Annotated in this window: 20 protein-coding genes; 5 read left to right on the top strand and 15 right to left on the bottom strand. The window is 72.0% G+C overall.

The genetic code is table 11. The features are described from left to right. The first annotated feature begins 40 nt into the window (after positions 1 to 40). On the top strand, positions 41 to 1,654 hold the full coding sequence (locus DVK44_RS25600; protein ID WP_181957526.1) for a purple acid phosphatase family protein: 1,614 nt from the start codon (positions 41 to 43) through the stop codon (positions 1,652 to 1,654). Between the two features lie 15 nt (positions 1,655 to 1,669). Here DVK44_RS25600 and DVK44_RS36810 read toward each other — a convergent pair whose 3' ends face one another. The 3 genes from DVK44_RS36810 to DVK44_RS25585 all read right to left on the bottom strand — a co-directional run bounded on the left by DVK44_RS36810 (position 1,670) and on the right by DVK44_RS25585 (position 4,715). Continuing rightward, a complete protein-coding gene (locus DVK44_RS36810) occupies positions 1,670 to 1,813 on the bottom strand; it encodes a hypothetical protein (RefSeq protein WP_114662244.1) in 144 nt (47 codons plus the stop codon). 315 nt (positions 1,814 to 2,128) lie between these two features. Then, the gene (gene pruA / locus DVK44_RS25590; protein ID WP_114662243.1) at positions 2,129 to 3,760 is read right to left on the bottom strand and encodes an L-glutamate gamma-semialdehyde dehydrogenase; all 1,632 of its coding nucleotides are present in this window, start codon (positions 3,758 to 3,760) and stop codon (positions 2,129 to 2,131) included. Between the two features lie 28 nt (positions 3,761 to 3,788). Beyond that, complete coding sequence (locus tag DVK44_RS25585) at positions 3,789 to 4,715, bottom strand: proline dehydrogenase family protein (RefSeq protein WP_114662241.1); 927 nt, start codon at positions 4,713 to 4,715, stop codon at positions 3,789 to 3,791. A 184-nt stretch (positions 4,716 to 4,899) separates the two neighbouring features. Here DVK44_RS25585 and DVK44_RS25580 point away from each other — a divergent pair, with 184 nt between their 5' ends. After that, complete coding sequence (locus DVK44_RS25580; protein ID WP_228447373.1) at positions 4,900 to 6,087, top strand: PucR family transcriptional regulator; 1,188 nt, start codon at positions 4,900 to 4,902, stop codon at positions 6,085 to 6,087. A 25-nt stretch (positions 6,088 to 6,112) separates the two neighbouring features. Here the strand turns inward: DVK44_RS25580 and DVK44_RS25575 are convergent, their stop codons facing one another. The 8 genes from DVK44_RS25575 to DVK44_RS25540 all read right to left on the bottom strand — a co-directional run bounded on the left by DVK44_RS25575 (position 6,113) and on the right by DVK44_RS25540 (position 17,142). Next, complete coding sequence (locus DVK44_RS25575; RefSeq protein ID WP_228447372.1) at positions 6,113 to 6,472, bottom strand: hypothetical protein; 360 nt, start codon at positions 6,470 to 6,472, stop codon at positions 6,113 to 6,115. A 202-nt stretch (positions 6,473 to 6,674) separates the two neighbouring features. After that, on the bottom strand, positions 6,675 to 7,217 hold the full coding sequence (locus tag DVK44_RS25570) for a DapH/DapD/GlmU-related protein (RefSeq protein ID WP_114662237.1): 543 nt from the start codon (positions 7,215 to 7,217) through the stop codon (positions 6,675 to 6,677). A 79-nt stretch (positions 7,218 to 7,296) separates the two neighbouring features. After that, the gene (gene serA / locus DVK44_RS25565) at positions 7,297 to 8,889 is read right to left on the bottom strand and encodes a phosphoglycerate dehydrogenase (RefSeq protein WP_114662235.1); all 1,593 of its coding nucleotides are present in this window, start codon (positions 8,887 to 8,889) and stop codon (positions 7,297 to 7,299) included. A 266-nt stretch (positions 8,890 to 9,155) separates the two neighbouring features. Next, positions 9,156 to 10,157 (bottom strand): ketol-acid reductoisomerase, encoded by a 1,002-nt coding sequence (gene ilvC / locus DVK44_RS25560; RefSeq protein ID WP_114662226.1) that lies wholly within the window; start codon positions 10,155 to 10,157, stop codon positions 9,156 to 9,158. Positions 10,158 to 10,296: 139 nt separating this feature from the next. After that, on the bottom strand, positions 10,297 to 10,821 hold the full coding sequence (gene ilvN, locus DVK44_RS25555; protein ID WP_066945691.1) for an acetolactate synthase small subunit: 525 nt from the start codon (positions 10,819 to 10,821) through the stop codon (positions 10,297 to 10,299). Positions 10,822 to 10,850: 29 nt separating this feature from the next. Next, positions 10,851 to 12,707, bottom strand: coding sequence for an acetolactate synthase large subunit (locus DVK44_RS25550; protein ID WP_114662224.1), 1,857 nt, complete (start codon positions 12,705 to 12,707; stop codon positions 10,851 to 10,853). A 219-nt stretch (positions 12,708 to 12,926) separates the two neighbouring features. Continuing rightward, the gene (locus DVK44_RS25545) at positions 12,927 to 15,791 is read right to left on the bottom strand and encodes a putative bifunctional diguanylate cyclase/phosphodiesterase (protein WP_114665435.1); all 2,865 of its coding nucleotides are present in this window, start codon (positions 15,789 to 15,791) and stop codon (positions 12,927 to 12,929) included. Between the two features lie 409 nt (positions 15,792 to 16,200). After that, entirely contained in the window at positions 16,201 to 17,142 is a 942-nt protein-coding gene (locus tag DVK44_RS25540; RefSeq protein WP_114662222.1) for a 2-hydroxyacid dehydrogenase, read from the bottom strand. 84 nt (positions 17,143 to 17,226) lie between these two features. Between DVK44_RS25540 and DVK44_RS25535 the strand changes: the two genes are divergently transcribed. The 3 genes from DVK44_RS25535 to DVK44_RS25525 all read left to right on the top strand — a co-directional run bounded on the left by DVK44_RS25535 (position 17,227) and on the right by DVK44_RS25525 (position 19,785). After that, positions 17,227 to 18,222, top strand: coding sequence for an aldo/keto reductase (locus DVK44_RS25535; RefSeq protein WP_114662220.1), 996 nt, complete (start codon positions 17,227 to 17,229; stop codon positions 18,220 to 18,222). A gap of 162 nt (positions 18,223 to 18,384) precedes the next feature. Then, entirely contained in the window at positions 18,385 to 19,542 is a 1,158-nt protein-coding gene (locus tag DVK44_RS25530) for a PQQ-dependent sugar dehydrogenase (protein WP_228447371.1), read from the top strand. Between the two features lie 21 nt (positions 19,543 to 19,563). Beyond that, positions 19,564 to 19,785, top strand: coding sequence for a DUF6191 domain-containing protein (locus tag DVK44_RS25525; RefSeq protein WP_114662216.1), 222 nt, complete (start codon positions 19,564 to 19,566; stop codon positions 19,783 to 19,785). Here the strand turns inward: DVK44_RS25525 and DVK44_RS25520 are convergent. From DVK44_RS25520 to DVK44_RS25505, 4 genes are all read right to left on the bottom strand, one after another. Next, the gene (locus DVK44_RS25520) at positions 19,776 to 22,796 is read right to left on the bottom strand and encodes a helix-turn-helix transcriptional regulator (RefSeq protein ID WP_114662214.1); all 3,021 of its coding nucleotides are present in this window, start codon (positions 22,794 to 22,796) and stop codon (positions 19,776 to 19,778) included. The genes DVK44_RS25525 and DVK44_RS25520 overlap by 10 nt on opposite strands. A 119-nt stretch (positions 22,797 to 22,915) precedes the next feature. Then, positions 22,916 to 23,101: a hypothetical protein gene (locus DVK44_RS25515; protein ID WP_114662212.1), complete on the bottom strand. Its 186-nt coding sequence runs from the start codon at positions 23,099 to 23,101 to the stop codon at positions 22,916 to 22,918. Between the two features lie 196 nt (positions 23,102 to 23,297). After that, positions 23,298 to 23,990: a hypothetical protein gene (locus DVK44_RS25510; RefSeq protein ID WP_114662210.1), complete on the bottom strand. Its 693-nt coding sequence runs from the start codon at positions 23,988 to 23,990 to the stop codon at positions 23,298 to 23,300. 10 nt (positions 23,991 to 24,000) lie between these two features. Continuing rightward, positions 24,001 to 24,579 (bottom strand): GNAT family N-acetyltransferase, encoded by a 579-nt coding sequence (locus DVK44_RS25505; protein ID WP_114662208.1) that lies wholly within the window; start codon positions 24,577 to 24,579, stop codon positions 24,001 to 24,003. Positions 24,580 to 24,632 lie beyond the last annotated feature (53 nt).

Genomic DNA, 24,632 nt, shown 5'->3' with positions numbered 1-24,632 from the left:
CTCCATGCCCGGGCCACCCGGTGGTGCCACGGTCGGAGCCATGGAATCTCCCACTCCCCGAGTCGGGATCCCCGACTCCCTCGCCGCCCGTATGACCATGCCCGAGCAGCACGCGTACCTGCGGGCCCGGATCGGACGGCGCGATGTGCTGCGCGCCGGGACGCTGGCCGCCGGGACGGTGGCGGGCGCCGGCCTGCTCGGCTCCAGCGCCGCGACAGCCGCGACAGCCGCCCCCGCCGGCCGTGCGACAAGTGCCCGGACGCCCGGCGCCCCCGGCTTCCTGCCGTCGTCGGCCGCCTCGCGGGTGGACGGCGCGCTGGTCGCGCCCTTCGGCCGGCATCTGGCGTTCGGCGCCGACCCGAAGACCCGGATGACGGTCTCGTGGCAGGTACCGCTGCCCGTGCGGAACCCGTACGTCCGCATCGGCACGGAGCCGTGGGAGCTGAGCCGGAAGATCCGGGCGGAGGTGCGCCCGCTGCGCACGCCCGCGCTGTCGGCGAAGCTGCCCGCCGTGGACCAGTACTACCTGCACGCCTCCCTGGAGCGGCTGCGCCCCGGCACCACGTACTACTACGGCGTGGGCCACGACGGCTTCGACCCGGCGGACGCCGCCAGGATCGGGACCGTCGGCAGCTTCCGGACGGCGCCGGCCCGCCCCGAGACGTTCGTCTTCACCGCCTTCGGGGACCAGGGGGTGTCGTACGACGCCCTCGCCAACGACCAGGTGATCCTGGGCCAGAACCCGGCCTTCCATCTGCACGCGGGCGATATCTGCTACGCGGACGCCAACGGCCAGGGGCTGCCGTCCGATGTCTACGACGCGCGCGTGTGGGACCAGTTCCTGGCGCAGACCGAGTCGGTGGCCGCGCGGGTGCCGTGGATGGTGACCACCGGGAACCACGACATGGAGGCGTGGTACTCCCCCCACGGCTACGGCGGGCAGAACGCGCGCTGGACGCTGCCGGACGGCGGGCTCGACCCGGTGGGGTCGCCGGGCGTGTACTCGTTCACGTACGGCAATGTGGGGGTGGTGGCGCTGGACGCCAACGATGTCTCGTACGAGATCCGCGCCAACACTGGCTACACGGACGGCGCCCAGACGCGCTGGCTGGACCGGCGGCTGGCCGCGCTCCGCGCCGACCGGGACATCGACTTCATCGTGGTCTTCTTCCACCACTGCGCCTTCTCGACGACGAACGCCCACGCGTCGGACGGCGGGGTGCGCGACGCGTGGGTGCCGCTCTTCGACAAGCACCGGGTGGATCTGGTCGTCAACGGCCACAACCATGTGTACGAGCGGACGGACGCGCTGCGCGCCGGCCGCGTCGGGCGGCCGGTGCCGGTCGGCGCGGCCGTCAGCTCCGTACGGGACGGCGTCGTGTACGTGACGGCGGGCGGCGCGGGCAAGGCGCTGTACGACTTCCCCGTGCCGGACAGCTACGAGGGCCGGGTCGCCGACCTGGAGAGTGTGCCGTCGTACCACTGGGAGGCGGGCGGCGCGAAGGCGGCGGAGAGCGTGGAGTGGTCGCGCGTGCGCTACACCGGGTTCTCGTTCCTCGCGGTCGAGGTGACGACGGGGCACCGCCCGGAGCTGCGGGTGTCGGCGCTCGCGGAGACGGGCCGGCGGATCGACCGCTTCACCGTCACCCGCTGATCCGCCCCACCGGGATCACGCGCTGACGTGGCCCGTCGAGCCGCCGTTGTCCCGGCGGTCGAGCGCGCGCTGGAGCGCGGCGGCGGCGTTCTTGCGGTCGGACTCGCCGGTGCGGGGGGTGGTGTGCCGGACCCGGCGGCGGACGGTCGTCTCGGCCATGGTGGATCAGCTCCTCGGGGCAGTGGGGACACGCGTGCGCCAGCGGCAGCGTGATACCGGAAGGGGCGGGGGGCGGGCGCGACAGGGGTGGCCTGTACGGGGCGCGGGCCCTCGACCGCCGTTCGCCGGATGCGGCGATACGTTCGGCTCATTCCAAGCTAAGCGAGCGAGGGCGCGCTGTCTGCACAATTACTCGGACTTCCTACTATCTGAGACGGCGGGCCCCTGACCCCGCGCAGCGGACCGCCCCCGCACCGGAAGGGGGGGCAACCGGTGCGGGGGCGGGATCGGGGGGCCGGTGAGGGCCGGGGCAGGTCAGCCCATGTGGGGGTAGCGGTAGTCCGTCGGCGGGACCAGCGTCTCCTTGATGGCGCGGGTCAGCGTCCAGCGCGTCAGATTCTGCGGGGCGCCCGCCTTGTCGTTGGTGCCGGAGGCGCGCCCGCCGCCGAAGGGCTGCTGGCCGACGACCGCGCCGGTCGACTTGTCGTTGATGTAGAAGTTGCCGGCCGCGTAGCGGAGCTTCTCCATCGTCGCGGCGGCGGCGGCGCGGTCGTTCGCGATGACGGCGCCGGTCAGGGCGTACGCCGAGACGGACTCCATCTGGGCCAGCATCGCGTCGTACGCGTCGTCCTCGTACACATGCACGGCGAGGATCGGGCCGAAGTACTCGTCCGTGAAGACCTCGCTCTCCGGGTCCGTGCAGAGGATCACGGTCGGGCGGACGAAGTAGCCGACGGAGTCGTCGTACGTGCCGCCCGCGACGACGGTGCAGGCCGGGTCGGCGGCGGCGCGGTCGATCGCGGCCTTGTTCTTGGCGAAGGCGCGCTCGTCGATGACCGCCCCGATGAAGTTCGACAGATCGGTGACATCACCCATGGCGATCCCGTCGACCTCGGCCGCGAACTCCTCCGCGAAGCCGTCGTGCCAGATCGACGCGGGGATGTACGCGCGCGAGGAGGCCGAGCACTTCTGGCCCTGGTACTCGAAGGAGCCCCTGGTCAGCGCGGTCTTGAGGATGGCGCGGTCGGCGCTCGGGTGGGCGACGACAAAGTCCTTGCCGCCCGTCTCGCCGACGATGCGCGGGTAGGAGCGGTACTTCTCGATGTTGGCGCCGACGGTCTTCCACAGGTGCTGGAAGGTCCGGGTCGAGCCGGTGAAGTGGATGCCCGCCAGCTCGGGGTGGTTCAGGGCCACCTCGGAGACGGCGATGCCGTCGCCCGTCACCAGGTTGATGACGCCCTTGGGCAGTCCGGCCTCCTCCAGCACCCGCATCAGCAGGACGGCGGAGAGGGTCTGCGTCGGGGACGGCTTCCACACGACCACATTGCCCATGAGCGCGGGCGCGGTGGGCAGATTGCCCGCGATCGCCGTGAAGTTGAACGGGGTGATCGCGTAGACGAAGCCTTCGAGCGGCCGGTGGTCGAGCCGGTTCCACACGCCGGGCGAGTTGGCCGGCGGCTGCTCGGCCAGCAGGTCGCGGGCGTACTTGACGTTGAAGCGCCAGAAGTCGACGAGTTCGCACGGGGTGTCGATCTCGGCCTGCTGGACGGTCTTGGACTGGCCGAGCATGGTCGCGGCGGCCAGCGTCTCGCGCCAGGGCCCGGAGAGCAGTTCGGCGGCGCGCAGGATGATCGCGGCGCGGTCGTCGAAGGCCATCGCGCGCCAGGCGGGGGCGGCGGCCAGCGCGGCGTCGACGGCGTCCCGCGCGTCCTGCTCGGTGGCGCCCGCGAAGGTGCCCAGCACGGCGCCGTGGTTGTGCGGCTGGACGACATCGACGCGCGCGCCGCCGCCCATCCGCTTCTCGCCGCCGATGGTCATCGGCAGGTCGACGGGGTTCTCGGCCAGCTCCTTGAGCTTGACCTCCAGGCGGGCGCGCTCGGCGGAGCCGGGGGCGTAGCCGTGCACCGGCTCGTTGACCGGCGCGGGAACCTGGGTCACTGCGTCCATGGTGGCGAAGCTCCTTGGGTGAGAGGGGTCAGCCGCGGCTGACGAGCGAGCGCAGGAAGAACGCGAGGTTGGCGGGGCGCTCGGCGAGGCGGCGCATGAAATATCCGTACCAGTCGGTGCCGTACGCGACATAGACCCGCATCCGGTGTCCCTCGGCGGCGAGCCGGACCTGCTCGGCCTCGCGGATGCCGTACAGCATCTGGAACTCGTACTCGTCGAGCTTGCGCCCGGCGCGGTGCGCGAGGTCCTGGGCGATCGCGACGAGGCGCGGGTCGTGGGTGCCGACCATCGGGTAGCCGGCGCCGTCCATCAGGATCCGCAGGCAGCGGACGTACGCGCGGTCGACCTCGGCCTTGTCGAGGTACGCGACCGAGCCGGGCTCCTTGTAGGCGCCCTTGACGAGACGGACGCGCGATCCGGCGTCGGCGAGGGCGCGGCAGTCCTCTTCCGTACGGAAGAGGTACGACTGGACGACCGCGCCGGTCTCCGGGAAGCGGACGCGCAGTTCGGCGTGGATGGCGAGCATCGAGTCGAGGGTGGTGTGGTCCTCGGCGTCGAGGGTGACCGTGGTGCCGATCGCGGCGGCGGCCTCGACGACGGCGGTGACATTGGCCAGCGCGAGGTCGTGGCCGCCGGGCAGCGCCTGGCCGAAGGAGGAGAGCTTCACCGACATCTCGGCGCGGGGGCCCAGCTCCAGCGGGGCGAGCGCCTCGATGAGCCGCAGATACGCGTCCCGGGCGGCGCGTGCCTCGGCCGGATCGGTGATGTCCTCGCCGAGGACGTCGAGGGTGACCTGCAACCCGCGGCCGGCCAGCTCCGCGAGGACGGGGGTCATCTGCTCGATGGACTCACCGGCGATGAACCGGTCCACCACGGGCCGGGTCACCGGGGCGGCCGAGACGGCACGCCGCATGGCGTCGCTCCGCGACGCGGCAAGGATCACGGGACCCAGCACGGGCACCTCCACGGTGACGGTGAGTACGGAACGGCCGCGGTGCGCCGGGGGCGTGCGCGGCGGGGGAACACTCTGAAACCTAGAGAGCGCTCCGATCCTCTGCCATCGACAGCTGTCACGCATCCGTGGCCGGGATCTCAGACAGATGTCTGAAGACGGCGTCGGGCGGTGGGAGAATGCCCCGGTGAAGGACGATTACCAGGAACTGGTCGACGAGATCTCGGCGCTGCTCGGCGTCCCGGCGACGCTGGAGAACCGCGACTTCGGGCTGATCGCCTTCGGCGCGCACGACAGCGTGGACGACACGGTGATGGATCCGGTCAGGACGCGGTCGATCCTGACCCGGAAGTCCACCCCGGCGGTCCGCGCCTGGTTCGAGGGCTTCGGCATCACCCGGGCGACCGCGCCGGTCCGGATCCCGGCGGCGCCGGACGCGGGGGTCTTCCGGGGCCGGATCTGTCTGCCGGTCCGTCACCGGGGCCAGGTCCTCGGCTATGTCTGGCTGCTGCTGGACGACGCGGACCCGGGCCCGGCCGCGTCCCGGCTGGCGGCGGCCATGGAGGTGACCGGCCGGATCGGGGATCTGCTCGCCGACGAGCTGCGGTCGGGCGTCGATCTGGCCCGGGAGCTGCGGGCCGTGCTCACCGCCGGTCCCGGCTGGCAGCGGGACATGGCGGTGGCCGCGCTGCGCACGGCGCTCGGCCCGGGGGCGGAGGGGCCGCATGTGCTGCTGTGCGTGGCGCCGTGGCCCGGGGAGGAACCGGGGGTACGGGCGGTCCCGGGCACGGCGGCCCTGTGCACCCTGCCGTACGGACCCGACGAACCGGCCCCCACCGACACCCACACCAGCGCCCCGGACGCACCGCCCCCACCCCAGGCACTGGCCCTGCTCGTACGGCTCCGGTCGGCCGACGCGCTCACCCCCGCCCTGACGGCCGCCGCCCGGCTGCGCGAGGGCGCGGGCCCGACGACCGGAGCGGGCGCGGGCGCCCCGCGCCGGGGCCCCGCCGACCTGCCCGACGCCTGGCGCGAGGCGGTCGCCGCGGCCCGCGCGTCCGTGGGCCGGCCCCGCTTCGGCCCGGTGGCCCAGTGGACGGCCATCGGCCCGTACCGCCTGCTGACCGCCCTCCCCCGCACCCCCGACCCCACCGTCCGCACCCTGCTGACCCCCACCCACACCGAACTGGCCCACACCGCCGAGGTCTTCCTCGACCACGCGGGCCAGGCAGGCCGCACCGCCGCCGCACTCGGCATCCACCGCCAGACGCTCTACTACCGGCTCTCCCGGATCGAACAGCTCACCGGCCTGGACCTGGCCAACGGCGAGGACCGGCTCCTCCTCCACATGGCCCTGAAGGCGGCCCGGCTCTGATCCTTTGGGTACCCGCGACGGTGGGTCAGAGGTCCGCGCAGAGGACGCGCGCCTTGCGTATGCCCGCCTTCGCCTCGGCATCGACCTCGAACGTCGACATGATCCGGTCGGACGCCCCCTGGATCGCGTTCGCGAGCGGCTTGTACGCGGCGTCGCCCGCCGCGGCCGCGCGCGAGAGGCTGTACGCGGCGCCCCAGCGGTGGCCCGCCACTTCCCCGGCGGAGCCCTTGGTCATGTACATCGACTCGTCGAACCCGTCGAGAGCCGCGCAGGCGGCCACGGCGTCGGCCCGCGCCCCCGGCTCATCACCGTCCCCCGAGAGCGCCCATGCCGCGCCCACACCCCCGCCCCCGAGCAGCAGCCCGACCGCCAAGGCGATCGCCAACGGCCCAACAGGCCGCGCGGCCCGGTCAGTCAGGGCCTCCGGCGGCTCCGACCGCGCTGGGGAAGGGGGTTCAGCGGGCGGCGTTCGCGGCTGATCGGACTGCGGTGAAGGGGACCCATGCATAAGGAAGATCTTTGCATCGTGGCGTGGGCAGGACAACGCGCGGCGGCTGCGGCCCGCCCGAGACGTCGCCGAGGTGTCGTCACCACTGCCTGCGTACGGCTGCCTTGGTGCCCGTTACCAGGCTCGCCGGGGGGACGTCCTCGGCGACGACCGCGCCGGCGGCGATCACTGCGTCGTGGCCGATGGTGACGCCGGGCAGGATTGTGGCGCCGGCGCCGATCCATACGTTCTCCGCCACGTCGATGGGCGCGCCGGTCAGCCATACCCGTCGTTCCTCGGGGTCGACCGGGTGGCCGCTGGTGATGAAGGTGACCTTGGGGCCGACCATCACGCGTTCGCCGAGCCGGATCCCGGCGTAATCCAGGAACGTGCAGTTCTGGTTGATGAACACGCGCTCGGCGAGGTCGAGATGGAGGCCGTGGTCCGTGTAGAAGGGCGGATAGATCGTGGTGCGCGCCGGGAGCGGCCTGCCGAGGATCTGCTCGAACAGCTCCGCCTTTCCGGCCTCGTCGTCGAAGGGCAGGACGTTGAGGCGCGAGGTGAGCGCGGTGACGCGCAGGACCCGGTCCGCCATGGCCTGGAACTCGGGGCTGTGGATGCGCAGGAAACGGTCGTCGGACATGTCGCGTTCCTCTCCGGGGTACGGCACGCGGAAGGGGCCCGGCGTCGCCGCCGGGCCCCTCGCGTACCTCGTGGGTGGATCAGTCGGTCAGGTTCACCGAGCGGGCCGAGGCCGCGCCGATCTCGTCGGCGATCTCGGTGAGCACCGCCGGCGGCACGGTGTCGTCGACGGTGAGGACGACCAGCGCCTCGCCGCCCTCCTCCGCGCGCGCGACCTGCATCCCGGCGATGTTGAGACCGGCCTCGCCGAGGATCCGGCCGACGGTGCCGACCACGCCCGGACGGTCCTCGTAGCGCAGGACGACCATGTGGTCGGCGAGCGCCAGCTCCACGTCGTACTCACCGATCGCGACGATCTTCAGCAGGTGCTTGGGGCCGGCCAGGGTGCCGGAGACCGAGACCTCCTCGCCGCTGGAGAGCGTGCCGCGCACGGTGACCACGTTGCGGTGGTTCGGGGACTCGCTGGAGGTGGTCAGCCGGACCTCGACACCGCGCTCCTGCGCGAACAGCGGCGCGTTGACGTACGACACGGTCTCGGCGACGACGTCCTCGAACACGCCCTTGAGCGCGGAGAGTTCGAGCACCTTCACATCGTGCTGGGTGATCTCGCCGTACACCTCGACATCGAGGCGGGCCGCGACCTCGCCCGCGAGGGCGGTGAAGATCCGGCCGAGCTTCTCGGCGAGCGGCAGACCGGGCCGTACGTCCTCGGCGATGACCCCGCCCTGGACGTTGACCGCGTCGGGGACCAGCTCGCCGGCGAGCGCCAGCCGCACCGAGCGGGCGACCGCGATACCCGCCTTCTCCTGCGCCTCGTCGGTGGACGCGCCGAGGTGCGGGGTGCAGACGACCTGGTCGAACTGGAAGAGCGGGGAGTCCGTGCAGGGCTCCTTCGTGTACACGTCGAGCCCGGCGCCGGCGACCCGGCCCTCCTTGAGCGCGGAGGCGAGCGCCTCCTCGTCCACGATCCCGCCGCGCGCGGCGTTGACGATCCGGACGGACGGCTTGACCTTGTGCAGCGCCTCGTCACCGATCAGACCGAGGGTCTCGGGCGTCTTGGGGAGGTGCACGGTGATGAAGTCGGAGACTTCGAGCAGCTCGTCCAGGGTCAGCAGCTTGACGCCCATCTGAGCGGCGCGGGCCGGCTGCACATAGGGGTCGTACGCGACGATCTTCATGCCGAAGGCGGACATGCGCTGCGCGACCAGCACACCGATACGGCCGAGACCGACGACGCCGAGGGTCTTCTCGCTCAGCTCGACGCCCGTGTACTTGGAGCGCTTCCACTCGCCGTTCTTGAGCGCGGTGTTCGCCTGCGGGATGTTGCGCGCCGTGGCGACCAGCAGACCGCAGGCCAGCTCCGCGGCGGTGACGATGTTGGAGGTCGGCGCGTTGACGACCATCACGCCGGCCTTGGTGGCGGCGGAGACGTCGACATTGTCGAGGCCCACCCCGGCGCGGGCCACGACCCGCAGCTTCGTCGCCGCGGCGACGGCCTCGGCGTCCACCTTGGTCGCGGAGCGGACGAGAATCGCGTCCACGTCGGCGATGGCCGGCAGCAGCTCCGCGCGGTCGGCGCCGTTGCAGTGCCGGATCTCGAAATCCGGACCGAGCGCGTCGACGGTGGCGGGCGAAAGCTCTTCAGCGATGAGTACGACAGGTTTCGAGCTCACGTGAGTCCTCACAAGTCCCATTGCGGACGGCCGTCCCGACGGCCGCATGCGGTGGAGGGGTCCTAGGGCGTGACGCGCCCTAACCGCGTGAAAGACGCACGACGCTGTGGGCCTGACGCGTATGTGTTGAGCAGTGTAGTGCTGCCACCGGGCACTTCTTCCGCCCGTGCGGCAGGTATCACTCGTACGTGCGGCCCGGCGCCGGCGCCGGTACGGCGGCCCCGGTCCGCGCGGATTCCGCGGGACCGGGGCCGCCCGTCCAGGTACTACGCGTCGTCGTTGTCGACCCAGCTCATGAGCTTGCGCAGCTCGGCGCCGGTGGTGGCCAGCAGGCTGTCGCTGTCCGCCTTCTTGTACTCGTTGTACTTCTTCAGACCGCCGTGGTACTCGTCCATCCAGTTCTTGGCGAACGTACCGTCCTGGATCTCGGCCAGGATCTTCTTCATCTCGACCTTGGTCTGGTCGGTGATGACCCGCGGGCCGCTGACGTAGTCGCCCCATTCGGCGGTCTCGGAGACCGACCAGCGCATCTTCTCCAGGCCGCCCTCGTACATCAGGTCCACGATCAGCTTCAGCTCGTGGAGGCACTCGAAGTACGCGATCTCCGGCTGGTAGCCGGCCTCGGTCAGCGTCTCGAAGCCCGCCTTGACCAGCGCGGCCGTACCGCCGCAGAGGACGGCCTGCTCGCCGAAGAGGTCGGTCTCGGTCTCCTCCTTGAAGGTCGTCTTGATGACGCCGGCGCGGGTGCCGCCGATCCCCTTCGCGTAGGAGAGGGCCAGCGCGAACGCCTTGCCGGAGAAGTCCTGCTCGACGGCCGCGATACACGGAACGCCGCGGCCCTCCTCGTACTGGCGGCGGACCAGGTGGCCCGGGCCCTTCGGGGCGACCATGGCGACATCGACGTTGGCCGGCGGCTTGATGAAGCCGTACCGGATGTTCAGGCCGTGGCCGAAGAACAGCGCGTCGCCGTCCTTCAGGTTGTCCTTGATGGACTCCTCGTAGACCTGGCCCTGGATCGGGTCCGGCACCAGGATCATGATGACGTCGGCCTCGGCGGCGGCCTCCGCCGGCGTCACCACGCGCAGGCCCTGCTCCTCGGCCTTGGCCTTGGACTTCGAACCCTCGTGCAGGCCGACCCGGACGTCGACACCCGAGTCCCGGAGCGACAGCGCGTGGGCGTGGCCCTGGCTGCCGTATCCGATGACCGCGACCTTGCGGTTCTGGATGATGGACAGGTCGGCATCGTCGTCGTAGAACAGCTCGGCCACTGGGTCTTCTCCTTGGTGTGCACTTCGGTGGAACAGCTCGCTCCCCACCGTACGGCGGGGCGGCTGATGGTGGTTTCCCGGTCTCGGCATTCGAGCCGGGCGGGGTGGGCGCCCGTGTCCGCCCGCGTGACGCGTCGCGTTACGCGCTGCGGTCGAGCGCCCGGAGGCTGCGGTCCGTGATGGACCGCGCGCCGCGCCCTATGGCGATCGTCCCGGACTGCACCAGCTCCTTGATGCCGAACTGCTCCAGCATCTTGAGCATGGCGTCGAGCTTGTCACTCGATCCGGTGGCCTCGATCGTGACGGCCTCGGGTGACACGTCGACGGTCTTGGCGCGGAACAGCTGGACGATCTCGACGATCTGGGAGCGGGTCTCGTTGTCGGCGCGGACCTTCACCAGGACGAGCTCGCGCTGGATCGCAGCGCCGGGCTCGAGTTCGACGATCTTCAGGACGTTCACCAGCTTGTTGAGCTGCTTCGTCACCTGTTCGAGGGGCAGTTCCTCGACATTGACCACGATGGTGATGCGGGAGATGTCGGGATGTTCGGTGACACCGACCGCGAGCGAGTCGATGTTGAAACCGCGGCGGGAGAACAGCGCGGCGATCCGGGCGAGGATGCCGGGGGTGTTCTCCACCAGAACGGAGAGGGTGTGCCTGGTCATGTGTCCGTCTCTTCTCTCGTTCTCGCGGCTCAGTCGTCGGCGCTGTCGCCGAAGTCGGGACGGACGTCCCTGGCGGCCATGACCTCGTCGTTCGAGGTGCCGGCGGCGACCATCGGCCAGACCTGGGCGTCCTCGTGGACGATGAAGTCGATCACGACGGGACGGTCGTTGATGGCGTTGGCCTTGGCGATCACCGCGTCCAGCTCGTCCGGGGACTCGCAGCGCATGGCGACACAGCCCATGGCCTCGGCCAGCTTCACGAAGTCCGGGACGCGGGTGCCGCCGGTCGGCGCGCTGCCGCTGCCGTCACCGCCGTGCAGGACGGTGTTGGAGTAGCGCTGGTTGTAGAAGAGGGTCTGCCACTGGCGGACCATCCCGAGCGCGCCGTTGTTGATGATCGCGACCTTGACCGGGATGTTGTTCAGGGCGCAGGTGGTGAGTTCCTGGTTGGTCATCTGGAAGCAGCCGTCGCCGTCGATGGCCCAGACGGTACGGTCCGGCTGCCCTGCCTTGGCGCCCATGGCCGCGGGGATGGCGTACCCCATCGTTCCGGCGCCGCCGGAGTTCAGCCAGGTGGCGGGCTTCTCGTACTCGATGAAGTGGGCGGCCCACATCTGGTGCTGGCCGACGCCCGCGGCGAAGATCGTGTCCTCGGGGGCGAGCTGTCCGATGCGCTGGATGACCTGCTGCGGCGAGAGGGTGCCGTCGCCGGGCTGGTCGTAGCCCAGGGGGTAGGTCTCGCGCCAGCGGTTGAGGTCGTTCCACCACGCGGTGTAGTCGCCGACATGGCCGTCGGTGTGCTCGGCCTGGACGGCCTGGACGAGATCGGCCAGGACCTCGCGGGCGTCCCCGACGATCGGCACGTCCGCGACGCGGTTCTTGCCGATCTCGGCCGGGTCGATATCGGCGTGGACGATCTTGGCGTGCGGCGCGAAGCTCTCCAGCTTGCCGGTGACACGGTCGTCGAAGCGGGCGCCGAGGGCGACGATCAGGTCGGCCTTCTGGAGCGCGGTGACGGCGGTGACCGAGCCGTGCATGCCCGGCATGCCCACATGCAGCGGGTGGCTGTCGGGGAAGGCGCCCAGGGCCATCAGGGTGGTGGTGACGGGCGCGCCGGTCAGCTCGGCGAGGACCTTCAGCTCGGCGGTGGCGCCGGCCTTCAGGACGCCGCCGCCGACGTACAGCACCGGGCGGCTCGCCTGGGTGATCAGCTTGGCGGCCTCGCGGATCTGCTTGGCGTGCGGCTTGGTGACCGGGCGGTAGCCGGGCAGATCGTGGGTGGGCGGCCAGCTGAAGGTGGTACGCGCCTGGAGGGCGTCCTTCGCGATGTCGACCAGGACGGGCCCCGGGCGGCCGGTGGAGGCGATGTGGAACGCCTCCGCGATGGTCCGCGGGATGTCCTCGGCCTTGGTGACCAGGAAGTTGTGCTTGGTGATCGGCATCGTGATGCCGCAGATGTCCGCCTCCTGGAAGGCGTCCGTCCCGATGGCCGCGCTGGCCACCTGGCCGGTGATCGCGACGATCGGCACGGAGTCCATGTGCGCGTCGGCGATCGGGGTGACCAGGTTGGTCGCGCCGGGGCCCGAGGTCGCCATACAGACCCCGACCTTGCCGGTGGCCTGCGCGTACCCCTCGGCCGCGTGGCCGGCGCCCTGCTCGTGGCGGACGAGGATGTGCCGGACCCGGGTGGAGTCCATCATCGGGTCGTACGCCGGGAGGATGGCGCCGCCGGGGATACCGAATACCGTGTCGGCGCCCACTTCCTCAAGAGAGCGGATGAGCGACTGGGCGCCCGTGACGTGCTCGACAGGGAGGGAGGCGGAGGACTGTCCGCCGTTACGGGCCCGCGGCTGCGGATGGTGGGCCCCGGTGGCCTGGTCGGTCATCGGCATTCTCTTCTCGAAGCTGAGGGTGTGCGAGGTTTTTGCGAGGGTTTGCGACGTTCCGGTGCAACAAAAAACCCCCCGTGCCGTGAGGCAGGCGAGGGGAGCGCGTCGGTGCGGTCTGCGGAGCGGGTGAGACGCTCTGCTTCAGCCGACGCGCTTTCCAAGTACGAGAATTCGGGTGCGCATGGAAGCGACCCTCCTCCCGGCCCACCCCGGCTGTCAAGTGGGTGGGACAGGCGTCTCACTATTCGAGCGGATGGTGGGGCGTGAAATCCGGTCGGAGACCTGCTGGGGGACCTGCTGCGGGACCGGCGGCCGGGGGCGGCGCCCGGGGAGCGCGCCGCGCGTGAGGACGGGCAGGGGCGCGCCGCCCGGCAGCGGGAAGGCGCCGACGGCCAGGGCCCGGCGCAGCCGGTACTCGTCGAGCGGCCCGGAGAAGGCCATGCCCTGGCCGTGGGTGCAGCCCATGGCGCGCAGGGCGATCACCTGCTCGGGAACGTCCACGCCGTCGGCGACGGACTGCATACCGAGGTCGCGGGCGATCCGGAGCAGCCCCGCCGTGATCTTGTGCAGCCGGGCGGACTCGACGACGCCCTCGACCAGACCGCGGTCGAGCTTGAGGACGTCGACGGGGAGTCTGCGCAGGGCGCTGATGGCCGCGTAGCCGCTGCCGAAGCCGTCGAGGGCGATCCGGACGCCGAGCCGGCGCAGGGCCACGAGACGGTGCTCCAGCTCGTCCAGGGAGGCGCGCGGGTCGCTGTCTGACAGCTCGATCAGCAGGGCGCCCGAGGGGAGCTGGTGGCGGGCGAGCAGGCTTTCGACGGCGCCGGGCGGCATCGACTTGTCGAGGAGTCTGCGGGCCGGGAGCCGGACCGTGACCGGCACGACGGTATGGCCGAGACGCATCCGTTCGGCGGCCTCCTCCACCGCGTGTTCGAGGAGCCAGCGGCCGAGTTCGGCGGTGCGGTCGCCGTCGTCGGCGACGCGCAGGAACTCGGCGGGGGTGAACAGGATGCCCTGGGAGGAGCGCCAGCGGGCCTGGGCGGCGACCGCCGTGATCCGGCCGGAGGTGAGATGCACCACGGGCTGGTGGAGCAGGGTGAACTCGCCGTCGTGCAGGGCGGTGCGCAGCCGGGCCGCCAGCTCGGTCCTGCGGACCACGTCGGCCTGCATCTGGGGCGCGTACATCTCGACACGGTCCTTGCCGGCGGCCTTGGCGCGGTACATCGCGAGGTCGGCGTTGCGCATGAGGCTGCTGGGGGTTATGCCGGGCTCGGCGAAGGCGACACCGATGGAGGCGGCGACCCGGACGTCGTTGCCGTCGATCCGGTACGGCTGGGAGAGCCGGAGCCGGAGCCGGTCGGCGATCTCGTGGACCTGGTACTCCCGGGCGGACTGGTCGCGCGAGCCGTCACCGAGGACAAGGGCGGCGAACTCGTCGCCGCCGAGCCTGGCGGCGGTGTCCCCGGCCCGTACGGACTCCTGGAGCCGGTGGGCGGCCATGATGAGCAGCTCGTCGCCCGCCTGGTGGCCCAGCCGGTCGTTGACGCCCTTGAAGCCGTCGAGGTCGATGAAGAGGACGGCGGTGCCGGGGTCGGTCGCGCGGCGGCCGGAGAGGGCCTGGCGGACGCGTTCGGTGAAGAGGGCGCGGTTGGGGAGGTCGGTGAGCGGGTCGTGCTCGGCGTTGTGCTGGAGCTGGGCCTGGAGCCGGACGCGCTCGGTGACGTCCCGGCTGTTGAAGATCAGCCCGCCCTGGTGGCGGTTGACGGTGGACTCCACGTTGAGCCAGCCGCCGCTGCCCGACCGGAACCGGCACTCGATCCGGGTCGTGGGCTCCTCCGCGGGCGGGGCGGCCAGAAAGCGCCGGACCTCGCGGATGACCCGGCCCAGGTCGTCCGGGTGGATGATCGAGGCCAGCTCGGCGCCGACCAGGTCCTCGGCGTCGCGCCCGTACACACCCGCCGCGGCGGGGCTGACGTAGCGGAGTATGCCGGAGGGCGCGGCGATCATGATGACGTCGCTGGAGCCCTGCACCAGGGAGCGGAAGTGGTTCTCCTTGTGGGCCAGCTCGTGGGTGAGGGCGATGTTGTCGACGAGCATGATGCCCTGCCGTACAACCAGCGCGAGCACGACCGTACAGCCGGTGAGGACCACGACGCGGTCGACCCGGCGGCCCTCGATGACGTTGTAGAGGATGCCGAGGGTGCAGACGGCCGCGGCGAGATACGGCGTGAGGGCGGCCAGCGAGCTGGCGATCGGGGTCGTGTGGCGCCCGGGCCGGGGCGGCGCGGGGGCGGTCTCGGCCATCCGGCGCGCGCCCCAGGGCGCGTACGCGAGGAGCAGCGACCCGGCGAACCAGCCGGCGTCCAGCAGCTGGCCGGAGCGGTAGGTGTCGCGCAGCAGCGGGGAGGTGAACAGCGCGTCGCAGAGCACGGTCAGGGCGAGGGCGGCGATCGCGGTGTTGACCGCGGAGCGGTTGCCGGTGGCCCGCCGGAAGTGCAGCGCGAGGACCATGCTCACCAGCACGATGTCGAGCAGCGGATAGGCGAGGGACAGCGCGGACTGGAGGACGCTCTCGCCCGGGATCGCCGTCGTACGGGCGAGGGCGAGGCTCCAGGAGAGGGTGAGCAGCGAGCCGCCGATGAGCCAGGAGTCCAGCGCGAGACAGACCCAGCCGGCCCGGCTGACCGGGCGTTTGGCCAGGACGAGCAGGCCGACGATGGCGGGCGGCGCGAAGCAGAGGAAGAGCAGGTCCGCGAGGGACGGGCTCGGGACCGTCCGGCCGAGGACGACCTCGTACCAGCCCCAGACGGCGTTCCCGGCGGAGGCCATCGCGGAGGAGAACGAGAAGAGCAGCCAGGCCGGCCGGAACCGGCTGACGTGGCCACGCGCGTAGCAGAAGCAGGAGACGGCGGCGATCAGCGCGGCGATACTGAGCCCGAAGTCGCCCATGAACAGGGCGAGCCGCTCCGAGCCCCAGCCCAGCGCCGCGCCGGTGGCGTATCCGCCGCAGATCAGGGCGAGCGCGAGCTGCGGGAGCAGCCCCGAGCCGCCGCCGGGGACCGCGCGCCCGGCGACGGCCATGCCCTCGGCGCTCACCGGACCGCTCCGCGCGATTCCGGAGCCGGTGCCGCTGTCGGTGCCGCTGTCGGTGCCGCTGTCGGCATGGGTGCCGGTGGCTGTGCGGGTGCCGGTGTCCGTGCCGGCGTGCGCTCCGAGGTGTCCGGAGGCCGCCGCCGGCGTCCCTGCCGCGTCGGATCGTTCGTCCATTGGCCGTACATCGCCCGTCGCCCCCCTCTGTTCCTGATCGCTCCGCCGCGCCGCCCCGGGCACGGCACAGCCCCCAGATCGGGACGATACACCAGACTCGTCACTCAGGGACATAGTTCTTCTACTCTCCGTGACGACCTGGGGTGTTGTGGCCATCGGGGGTCCGGCGAGGGTGTCCGTACGGGTGCGGAGCGTGGTGAACGGGCGCCGCCCGCCCGCTCTTTCAGCCCTCGGTGGTGAGGACGACGTTCAACAGCTCCTCCCCGGCGGCGAATCGGGTCAGCTGCCGGGCCAGCAGCCGGTGCGCCCGGGGCAGGAAGGCGGAGGTGGGTCCGCCGACGTGGGGACTGATCAGGACACCCGGAGCATGCCAGAGCGGATGGTCCCGCGGCAGGGGTTCGGGGTCGGTGACATCGAGGGCCGCCCGGATCCGGCCGCTCTCCAGCTCGGCGAGGAGCGCCTTGGTGTCGACGACCGCGCCGCGCGCGACGTTCACGAGCAGCGCGCCGTCCTTCATCCGGGCCAGGAAACCGGCTCCGGCCAGGCCCTTCGTGGTGTCGGTGAGCGGTGTCGAGAGGATGACCACATCCGCCTCGGGCAGCAGCGCGGGCAGTTCGGTGAACGCGTGGACCGGACCGCGCCCGGTGGTGCGGGCGGAGCGCGCGACGCGCGCCACCCGCGCGCACTCGAAGGGCGCGAGCCGGTCCTCGATGGCGGCGCCGATCGACCCGTACCCGACGATCAGCACGGACTTGTCGGCGAGCGACTGGTGGAAGCCGGACCGCCACTCCCCCCGGTCCTGGTCCCTGACGAAGTCAGGGAGCCCACGCAGCGAGGCGAGCGTCAGGGCGAGGGCCAGTTCGGCCGTGCTGGCCTCATGGACGCCCTTGGCGTTGCACAGCCGTACGCCCTGGGGCAGCGCGCCGAGCGCGGGGGCCACGTTGTCGACACCGGCGGACAGGGTCTGCACGACGCGTACGGAGGTCATGGCGGCGAGTGGCCGTATCGCGACCCCCGGCCGCGACATGTACGGGACGACATAGAAGGAGCAGTCGGCCGGGTCGGCGGGATAGTCCTCCCCGCCGTCCCAGAAGCGGTAGTCCAGGCCCTCGGGAAGGCCCTCGATCTCGTCCGCCGGAAGCGGCAGCCATACGTCTGAAGTCATGGTCAGGAGGCTATGCGAAGCCCGCCGGGGTGATGAGGTTAGCTTGAGGGCGGCGCCGGTCGGTCTTGGGAGGGGTACGGGCAGTTGGAGCGCAGGACTCTCGGCGCGGCGGCGCTCGACGTGGGGGCGGTCGGACTCGGCTGCATGCCCATGCACTGGGCCTACACCGGTTCGCAGCAGCGCGGCGACCGGTCGCTCCGTACCGTGCACGCGGCGCTCGACGCCGGGACGAGCCTGCTCGACACGGCCGACATGTACGGCCCCTTCACCAATGAACTGCTGCTGGGGCGGGTGGTCGGGCAGCGGCGCGGCGAGGTCTTCGTCTCGACCAAGTGCGGGCTGCTCGTCGGCGATCAGCACATCGTGGCCAACGGCCGGCCGAACTATGTACGGCGCGCCTGTGACGCCTCGCTGCGCCGGCTCCAGACCGATGTGATCGATCTCTACCAGCTGCACCGCGCGGACCCCGAGATACCGGTCGAGGAGACCTGGGGGGCGATGTCGGAGCTGGTGCGGGCGGGGAAGGTACGGGCGCTGGGGCTGTGCGCGGTGGGCGCGCGCGCCTCGCGCCGGCGGTCGGGCGCGCATCTGCACGAGTCGACGATCCGGCAGCTGGAGCGGGTGCAGCAGGTGTTTCCGGTGAGCGCGGTGGAGGCGGAGCTGTCGGTCTGGTCGCCGGAGGCACTGGACCGGCTGCTGCCGTGGTGCGAGGCGCGCGGGATCGGGTTCCTGGCGGCGATGCCCCTGGGCAACGGCTTTCTGACCGGCACGCTCACTCCGGGACAGGGCTTCGAGCCGGACGATCTACGGGCCCGCCACCCCCGGTTCACGGCCGAGATCATGGCCTCGAACCAGCCGCTGGTGGTCGGGCTGCGGCGGATAGCGGAGCGGTACGGGGCGACTCCGGCGCAGGTGGCACTGGCGTGGGTGCTGAGCCGGGGGCGCCATGTGGTGCCGCTGCCGGGGACGAAGCGGGTGGAGTGGGCGGTGGAGAACGCGGGGGCGGCGGCGCTGACGCTGTCGGAGCGCGATCTTGCCGAGATCGCGGCGCTGCCGCCGGTACGGGAGTCGTGGGTCTGAGTGTCATGCGTGGCGTTCGGGCGCCGCGTCGGGAACTCCTGGCGGGGCGGCGGTGTATGAACAGGAGACGGCGGTCTTTCCTCCGCAGGATCCCGCCCGAACTCGTCTCAGCTCGTCTCAGCTCATCTCGTCTCGTCTCGTCTCGTCGAAGGGAACGGACCCGTGCAGCGTTCAGCAGTGACGGCCGTGTGTGCCACTGCCGCTCTCCTCGTGGCCACCGGATGCTCGTCCGACCGCGCGCCCGACCTCGGCAGAAGCCCCGCGTCGAGCCCGGCGGCGGCGCCGTCCGAGGACGGATCGGCCAGCCCGTCGCCGCCACCGCCCGCGAAGGGGTCGGTCGAGGTCGCGGCCACGCTGACCGAGGGGCTCAAGTCGCCCTGGGGGCTGGCGGCCCTGCCGGACGGCGGGCTGCTCGTCTCCTCGCGCGACGACGGGACGATCACCCGCGTCGACACGGAGAGCGGCAAGCAGACCACGATCGGCTCGGTGCCGGGGGTCTCCCCGGCGGGCGAGGGCGGTCTGCTGGGGATCGCGGTCTCACGCTCGTACGCCTCGGACCGTCTCGTGTACGCGTACTTCACCACTGAGTCGGACAACCGCGTCGCCCGGATGCTGTACGACCCGAAGAAGCCCGCCGGGCAGCAGTTGGGCGCGCCCGACACCGTACTGCGCGGCATCCCCAAGGGGACCATCCACAACGGCGGCCGGATCGCCTTCGGGCCGGACGGCATGCTGTACGCGGGCACGGGCGAGGCGGGCGACACCGGGCTCTCGCAGGACCCGAAGTCGCTGGGCGGGAAGATCCTGCGGATGACGCCGGACGGGCAGCCGGTGCACGGGAACCCGTCGGCGGATTCGGTGGTCTACTCGCTGGGCCACCGCAATGTGCAGGGCCTGGCCTGGGACGCGGCGGGCCGGCTGTGGGCCGCGGAATTCGGCCAGAACACCTGGGACGAGCTGAACCTGATCGAGCCCGGCAAGAACTACGGCTGGCCGGTGGTCGAGGGGAAGGCCGGCCGGTCCGGCTATGTGGACCCCGTGGCGCAGTGGCGGACGGACGAGGCGTCGCCGAGCGGTCTGGCGTACGCGGAGGGCTCCCTGTGGATGGCGGGGCTGCGCGGGGCACGGCTCTGGCGGATTCCGCTGGCGGGCCGGGAATCCGCGGCGGCCCCCGAGGCGTTCCTGGAGGGGAAGTACGGCCGTCTGCGGACGGTGCTCGCGGCCGGCGGCGACGGGATGTGGCTGGTCAGCAGTAACACGGACGGCCGGGGCACCCCGCGAGCGGGGGACGACAGGATCCTTCGGCTGACGGTCAAGTGAGGGTGAGGGTGTGAGCGGACCGTGTTCAACATGTTCGAGGAGATCTTCGCGCCGGGCCGCAAGCACACCCATGAGGAGCGGAAGAGGCTGGAGCTGAGCCGCGTCGACACCGAGTCCGGCGACCCGGGGCGCGGCCCGATAGACCTCTCGTCCGGCAAGGTGACGATACGGGTGCGGGACGAGGACGATTCCGGTCCGGAGGATCCCCAGGACCACGAGGACCACGAGGATCGTCAGGGCTGAAAGAGGCGGAGGCGGTGTGCGAACGCCGCCGCTTCCGTACGTCCCGAGACGCTCAGCTTCGCCAGGATGTTGGAGACGTGGACGCTCGCGGTCTTCGGCGAGATGTACAGCTCCTCGGCTATCCCCCGGTTGCTGTGCCCGGCGGCGACCAGCCGCAGTACGTCCCGCTCGCGCGGGGTCAGGCCCAGGGCGCGGACCGGGTCGGCGGGCGGCGCCGTGTCGGGCTCGCCCGTGAGACCGATCCGGGCCCGCCCGGCCAGCAGCTCGATCTCGTCGGCCAGGGGGCGCGCGCCGAGCGCGGTGGCGGTGAGGTGGGCCGCGCGCAGCGGCTCGGCGGCCTCGGTACGATCGGTGCCGGAGTCCAGCAGGGCCGCCGCGAGCCGCAGCCGGGCGTGCGCCAGCTCGTAGGGGCGCGAGACGCCCTCGAAGGCGGTCACCGTACGGGTCCAGCGCTCCGGCGCGGGAAGGCCCTCGGCCCGGGCCAGCTCGGCCTCCAGCAGCAGCGCGTACGCCTGCCAGACGGGCACCAGGGCCGGCTGCCGCTTCCCGAGGGCCCGTACGGTCGCGAGCACCTCCGCCCGGCCCGCGTCGGCGTCCGGCAGCCCTCGGGCGTCGGCCTCGATCGCCGCCGCCGTACAGAGCAGCGGGAGCGCGTACCGATGGGTGCCCAGGGGGAAGCCGTTGGTGGTGATCTGCTCGAACTCGGCTCGGGCGGCGGCCAGTTGCCCCTGGCGCGAGGCGAGGGTCATCATCAGCCTCGCCGGGGGGATCACATGCTGCGGCTGGAAGTCGTGGGTGCCGAAGAAGCCCCGGTTCAGCTCCACCTGACGCCGGGTCTCGTCCAAGTCACCCCGGGCCAGGGATATTTCCGCGCGATGGATGGCGATCAGCCCGCGCGCCTTCTGGGACTGGGCGACATCCGCCGCGGCCGCGAGGACACGGTCCGCCTCGGACCAGCGCCCGAGCGAGAAGAGGGACTGGGCCTGGTTGGAGCGGACCCATGCCTCCGAGTCGGCGAGCCCGCGCTGATGGGTGAAGGCGATGCCCTCCTCCGCGACCTTCACCGACTCCTCCGAGCGTCCGCTGCTCTCCAGCGTGGAGGGCAGATTGACGCTGGCGCGCCCCAGGATGCCGACGGCGTCCAGCTCGACGGCCCGGGCACGGGCCGCGTACATCTCTGCGATGCCCGCCTCGGCGTCGCCCGCGTCGGCGGTGAGCCAGCCGTGGGTGAGACGCGCGTTCAGCTCGGTGTGCTCGGCGCCGACGAGCCGCGCGTACTCCACGGCGCGCTCGGCGCCGGCCAGTACATCGGGGCCGGGCCGGTGCAGCGCGCCCCAGGTGGCGACCATGGTGAGGACCTCCGCGTGCACAGCGGACGGCTGGAGGCCGCGTACCAGCTCCTGGGCCGTGGCCAGTTCCCGCCAGCCGTCGCCGCGGGTCAGGCTCTGCACGAGCAGGGAGCGCTGGATCCAGAACCACGCGGCGCGCAGCGGGTCCTTCCCCTCCTCCTGCCCGTCGAGGATCCGCAGGGCCTTCTTCGAGATGGCCAGGGCGCGTTCGTGATCGCCGCCGACGCGGGCGGCGCTCGTGGCCTCCGCCATCAGATCCAGAAAGCGCAGCGGCGACGCGTGCGAGCTGCCGCCGCCGCAGGCGGGATACGCGTCCAGGTCGTCCGGCGGGCGCAGGGTGCCCCGTACGTCGGCGGGGGCGTTGTCCCACAGCTCCATGGCCCGTTCGAGCAGGCGGAGCTGCTCCGCGTGCGCGTACCGCTCCCGGGCCTCGACGGAGGCGCGCAGGACGACGGGCAGGGCCTTCGCCGGGTCGTGCGCGTGGTACCAGTGGCTGGCGAGGCGGGTGGTGCGCTCATCGGCCCGTACGAGCCCGGGGTCGGCCTCCAGGACCTCCGCGATACGGCGGTTGAGCCGGGACCGCTCGCCGGGCAGCAGATCGTCGCTGACCGCCTCGCGCACCAGGGAGTGCCGGAAGCGGTAGCCGTCGCCGTCCGGGCTCGGCAGCAGGATGTTGGCGCCTACGGCGGCCCGCAGCGCCTCGATGAGATCGTCCTCCGCGAGCCGGGCGACGGCCAGCAGCAGCGGGTACTCGACGGTGGTGCCGCCCTCGGCGACGATCCGGGCGACCCGCTGGGCGTCCTCGGGGAGCGCCTCGACCCGGACGAGCAGCAGATCGCGCAGCGAGTCGCTCAGTCCCGCGCGGGAGCCGGTGCCGATGGAACAGGCCAGCTCCTCCACGAAGAACGCGTTCCCGTCGGAGCGTTCGAAGATCTGGTCCACCAGGGCGGGATCGGGCTCCTCGGCCAGGATTCCGGTGAGCTGGCGGCGTACCTCGGCCCGGTTGAACCGGGACAGCTCGATCCGGCGGACGGAGCGCAGCCGGTCCAGCTCGGCGAGGAGCGGACGCAGCGGATGGCGGCGGTGCAGATCGTCGGCCCGGTACGTACCGAGCACGACGAGCCGGCCGCGGCGCAGCGCGCGGACGAGGTAGGTGAGGAGATGGCGGGTGGAGGCGTCCGCCCAGTGCAGGTCCTCCAGGACGAGCAGGATCGTACGGTCCGCCGCGAGCCGCTCCAGCAGCCGGGCCGTCAGCTCGAAGAGCCGGGCGGTGCCGTCCTCGTCGAGCGCGCCCCGGTGGGACCGGCCCAGCTCGGGCAGGATCCTGGCCAGCTCGTCCTCCTGGCCCTCGGCCGCCGTGGCCAGCTCGTCGGGCAGCTGGCGGCGCAGGGAGCGCAGCGCGGTGGAGAACGGCGCGAACGGCAGTCCTTCCGCGCCGATCTCCAGGCATCCGCCGGTCACGACAACGGCGTCGCGCGCGCACGCGACCTCGTGCAGCTCCTCGACGAGCCGGGTCTTGCCGACCCCGGCCTCGCCGCCGATGAGCAACGCCTGAGGCTCGCCCGCGGTGGCGCGGGCGAGCGCTTGGGTGAGCACGGTCAGCTCGTCGGTCCTGCCGACGAACACCGGGCTGACAGACCTGGTCTCCACGGTGCCGAGCATCGCACAGGGGTCTGACAACGGGGCACTGGATTTTCCCCGGCCGGGTCCCTGGCCGGGTCCCTGCCGCGGTCCCTGGCCCGCGCCCGGACCCGCACCCGCCCCGGCCGGATCGGGCCAGGTCACGCGGCGTGGCCGAACCGGTCGCGGGGCGGACTCGCCTGCCCCTCCGGGGCGTTCGCGGCCGGTCGCCGGGCCGCGCGCCGGGCCTGCTTGCCGGCCCGGCGGACCTCCCGTACGAGACGCCGGTCGGCGGCCTCACGGAGCAGTTCGGCGCTTCGGATCTGGTGAAGTTCGTACGCGTACATCGTGTGTCCCCCCGGGGAAGTGCTGTGGCGTCCTGCTGATGCCTCAACCTTCGTCTCCCAGGGGGTGGAGCCGCATCGGGAGTGTGCCGCATGTTGCCGGGCCCCGGTGCCTTAGAAAGAGGGTGTGGCCCGGGTAAGGACCGACGTACGGCCTAAGGCCGTACCCGGGCCGGGGCGCCGTGCCTCGGGCCGTACCTCAGGAGGAGGTGGTCGGCATGGCCGCGAAGAGATCGAAGTACATGGCGACGGCCGTCAGCAGGCCGAGGAAGCCGAGCACCGCGCCGGCCAGCGCGAAGGGGCGTACCCAGGCGGTACGTCCCACCGGCAGGACAAGCACGATCGCGCCGAGGATCAGCGCCAGCAGCGCGACACCGCCGTTGACGGCCGCGGTGACATGCCAGGCGTCACCGTAGATCGCGGCTATCTGCTGCTCGGCGGTGGCGGACTGACCGGTCTTGAGCTGGCCGACAAGCCCCTGGCGCTCCGCGAGGACACGGCTGGTCCAGGTGCCGGTGAGGGCGACGATGCCGAGGCAGACGGCGAGGACGGCAGACGCCGCGGAGCCAAGACCGGACGAGCCGCCGGCCGCGGCGGTCTCTTCGTCGTCGTAGGCGTTCTCCGCGTCATCGGCCTCCTCGTCCTGGTCCTCCTGCTCGGCTTCGTCCGCGACCGCGACTTCGGTGGCCGCGGTCGTGGTGCCGGCCTTGGTGTCGGCCTTGGTGTCGGCCTTGGTGTCGGCCTTGACCTGGTCCTTGACCTCGGCGTCCTTGGCCTTGGTGTCCTTCACCTCGGCGTCCGTGACCTCGGCCTTCGCGTCGCTCCCGGCCACCGCCTTGGTCAGATCGGCGGCGTCGGTCTCGGGGGTCTGGGTCTCGGGGGTGGGGTTCATACGGCGCACGCTAGGGGGCGTGTCTGAGAGCTTCCTGAGAATGCCGGGCCGCGCGCCATTCCGGTGCCAGAACGGACCAGACCTCGGCGTCCACCCGCCGCCCCCGGTGCAGATACTCGGCCCGCAGCACGCCCTCCCGGACCATGCCGAGCCGCTCCGCGACCCGGATGCTCGCCGCGTTCTCGGTGGAGACCCGCCACTCCACACGGTGGATCCCGCGCTCCTCGACAGCCCAGTCGATCAGCACCCGCGCGGCCCGGGTGACCAGACCGCGGCCGGTCGCCGAGGGCTCCAGCCAGCAGCCGACCTCACAGTTGCCGGCCCGCGCGTCGAAGACGCGGAAGAGCACCCCGCCGACCAGCGTGCCGCCGACCCGGATCCCGTAGATGCGCCCGGAGTCGGCCGCCTGCTTCCGGGCGTACGCGGTGAGCAGCGCCAGGGCGGACTCGGGATCGGTGACGGCCTCGGCGAGCCCGATGTGCTCGTCCACCAGATCGCGGGCGCGGTCCATGTGCGCGAGGAACTCCCCCGCCTGCCACGGTTCAAGGGGACACAACTCGGCGTCGTCCCCGAGCGGTACGGCGAACATCCTGCTCCTCTGCACTGCCGCATACAGCTTCTGACGTGCGCATATTCGCATGT

This window comes from Streptomyces paludis (genome assembly GCF_003344965.1).
GTDB classification, from domain to species: Bacteria; Actinomycetota; Actinomycetes; order Streptomycetales; family Streptomycetaceae; genus Streptomyces; species Streptomyces paludis.
Note: the sequence above shows the minus strand (reverse complement) of the source record. Positions and strands in the feature narration are given on the sequence as shown.

Coding starts and splice junctions, on each gene's coding strand:
- DVK44_RS25600 (WP_181957526.1), top strand. CDS start 41: ATGGAATCTCCCACTCCCCGAGTCGGGATCCCCGACTCCCTCGCCGCC.
- DVK44_RS36810 (WP_114662244.1), bottom strand. CDS start 1,813: ATGGCCGAGACGACCGTCCGCCGCCGGGTCCGGCACACCACCCCCCGC.
- pruA (WP_114662243.1), bottom strand. CDS start 3,760: ATGGACGCAGTGACCCAGGTTCCCGCGCCGGTCAACGAGCCGGTGCAC.
- DVK44_RS25570 (WP_114662237.1), bottom strand. CDS start 7,217: ATGTCCGACGACCGTTTCCTGCGCATCCACAGCCCCGAGTTCCAGGCC.
- ilvN (WP_066945691.1), bottom strand. CDS start 10,821: ATGACCAGGCACACCCTCTCCGTTCTGGTGGAGAACACCCCCGGCATC.
- DVK44_RS25550 (WP_114662224.1), bottom strand. CDS start 12,707: ATGACCGACCAGGCCACCGGGGCCCACCATCCGCAGCCGCGGGCCCGT.
- DVK44_RS25545 (WP_114665435.1), bottom strand. CDS start 15,791: ATGGCCGTCGCCGGGCGCGCGGTCCCCGGCGGCGGCTCGGGGCTGCTC.
- DVK44_RS25540 (WP_114662222.1), bottom strand. CDS start 17,142: ATGACTTCAGACGTATGGCTGCCGCTTCCGGCGGACGAGATCGAGGGC.
- DVK44_RS25520 (WP_114662214.1), bottom strand. CDS start 22,796: ATGCTCGGCACCGTGGAGACCAGGTCTGTCAGCCCGGTGTTCGTCGGC.
- DVK44_RS25515 (WP_114662212.1), bottom strand. CDS start 23,101: ATGTACGCGTACGAACTTCACCAGATCCGAAGCGCCGAACTGCTCCGT.
- DVK44_RS25510 (WP_114662210.1), bottom strand. CDS start 23,990: ATGAACCCCACCCCCGAGACCCAGACCCCCGAGACCGACGCCGCCGAT.
- DVK44_RS25505 (WP_114662208.1), bottom strand. CDS start 24,579: ATGTTCGCCGTACCGCTCGGGGACGACGCCGAGTTGTGTCCCCTTGAA.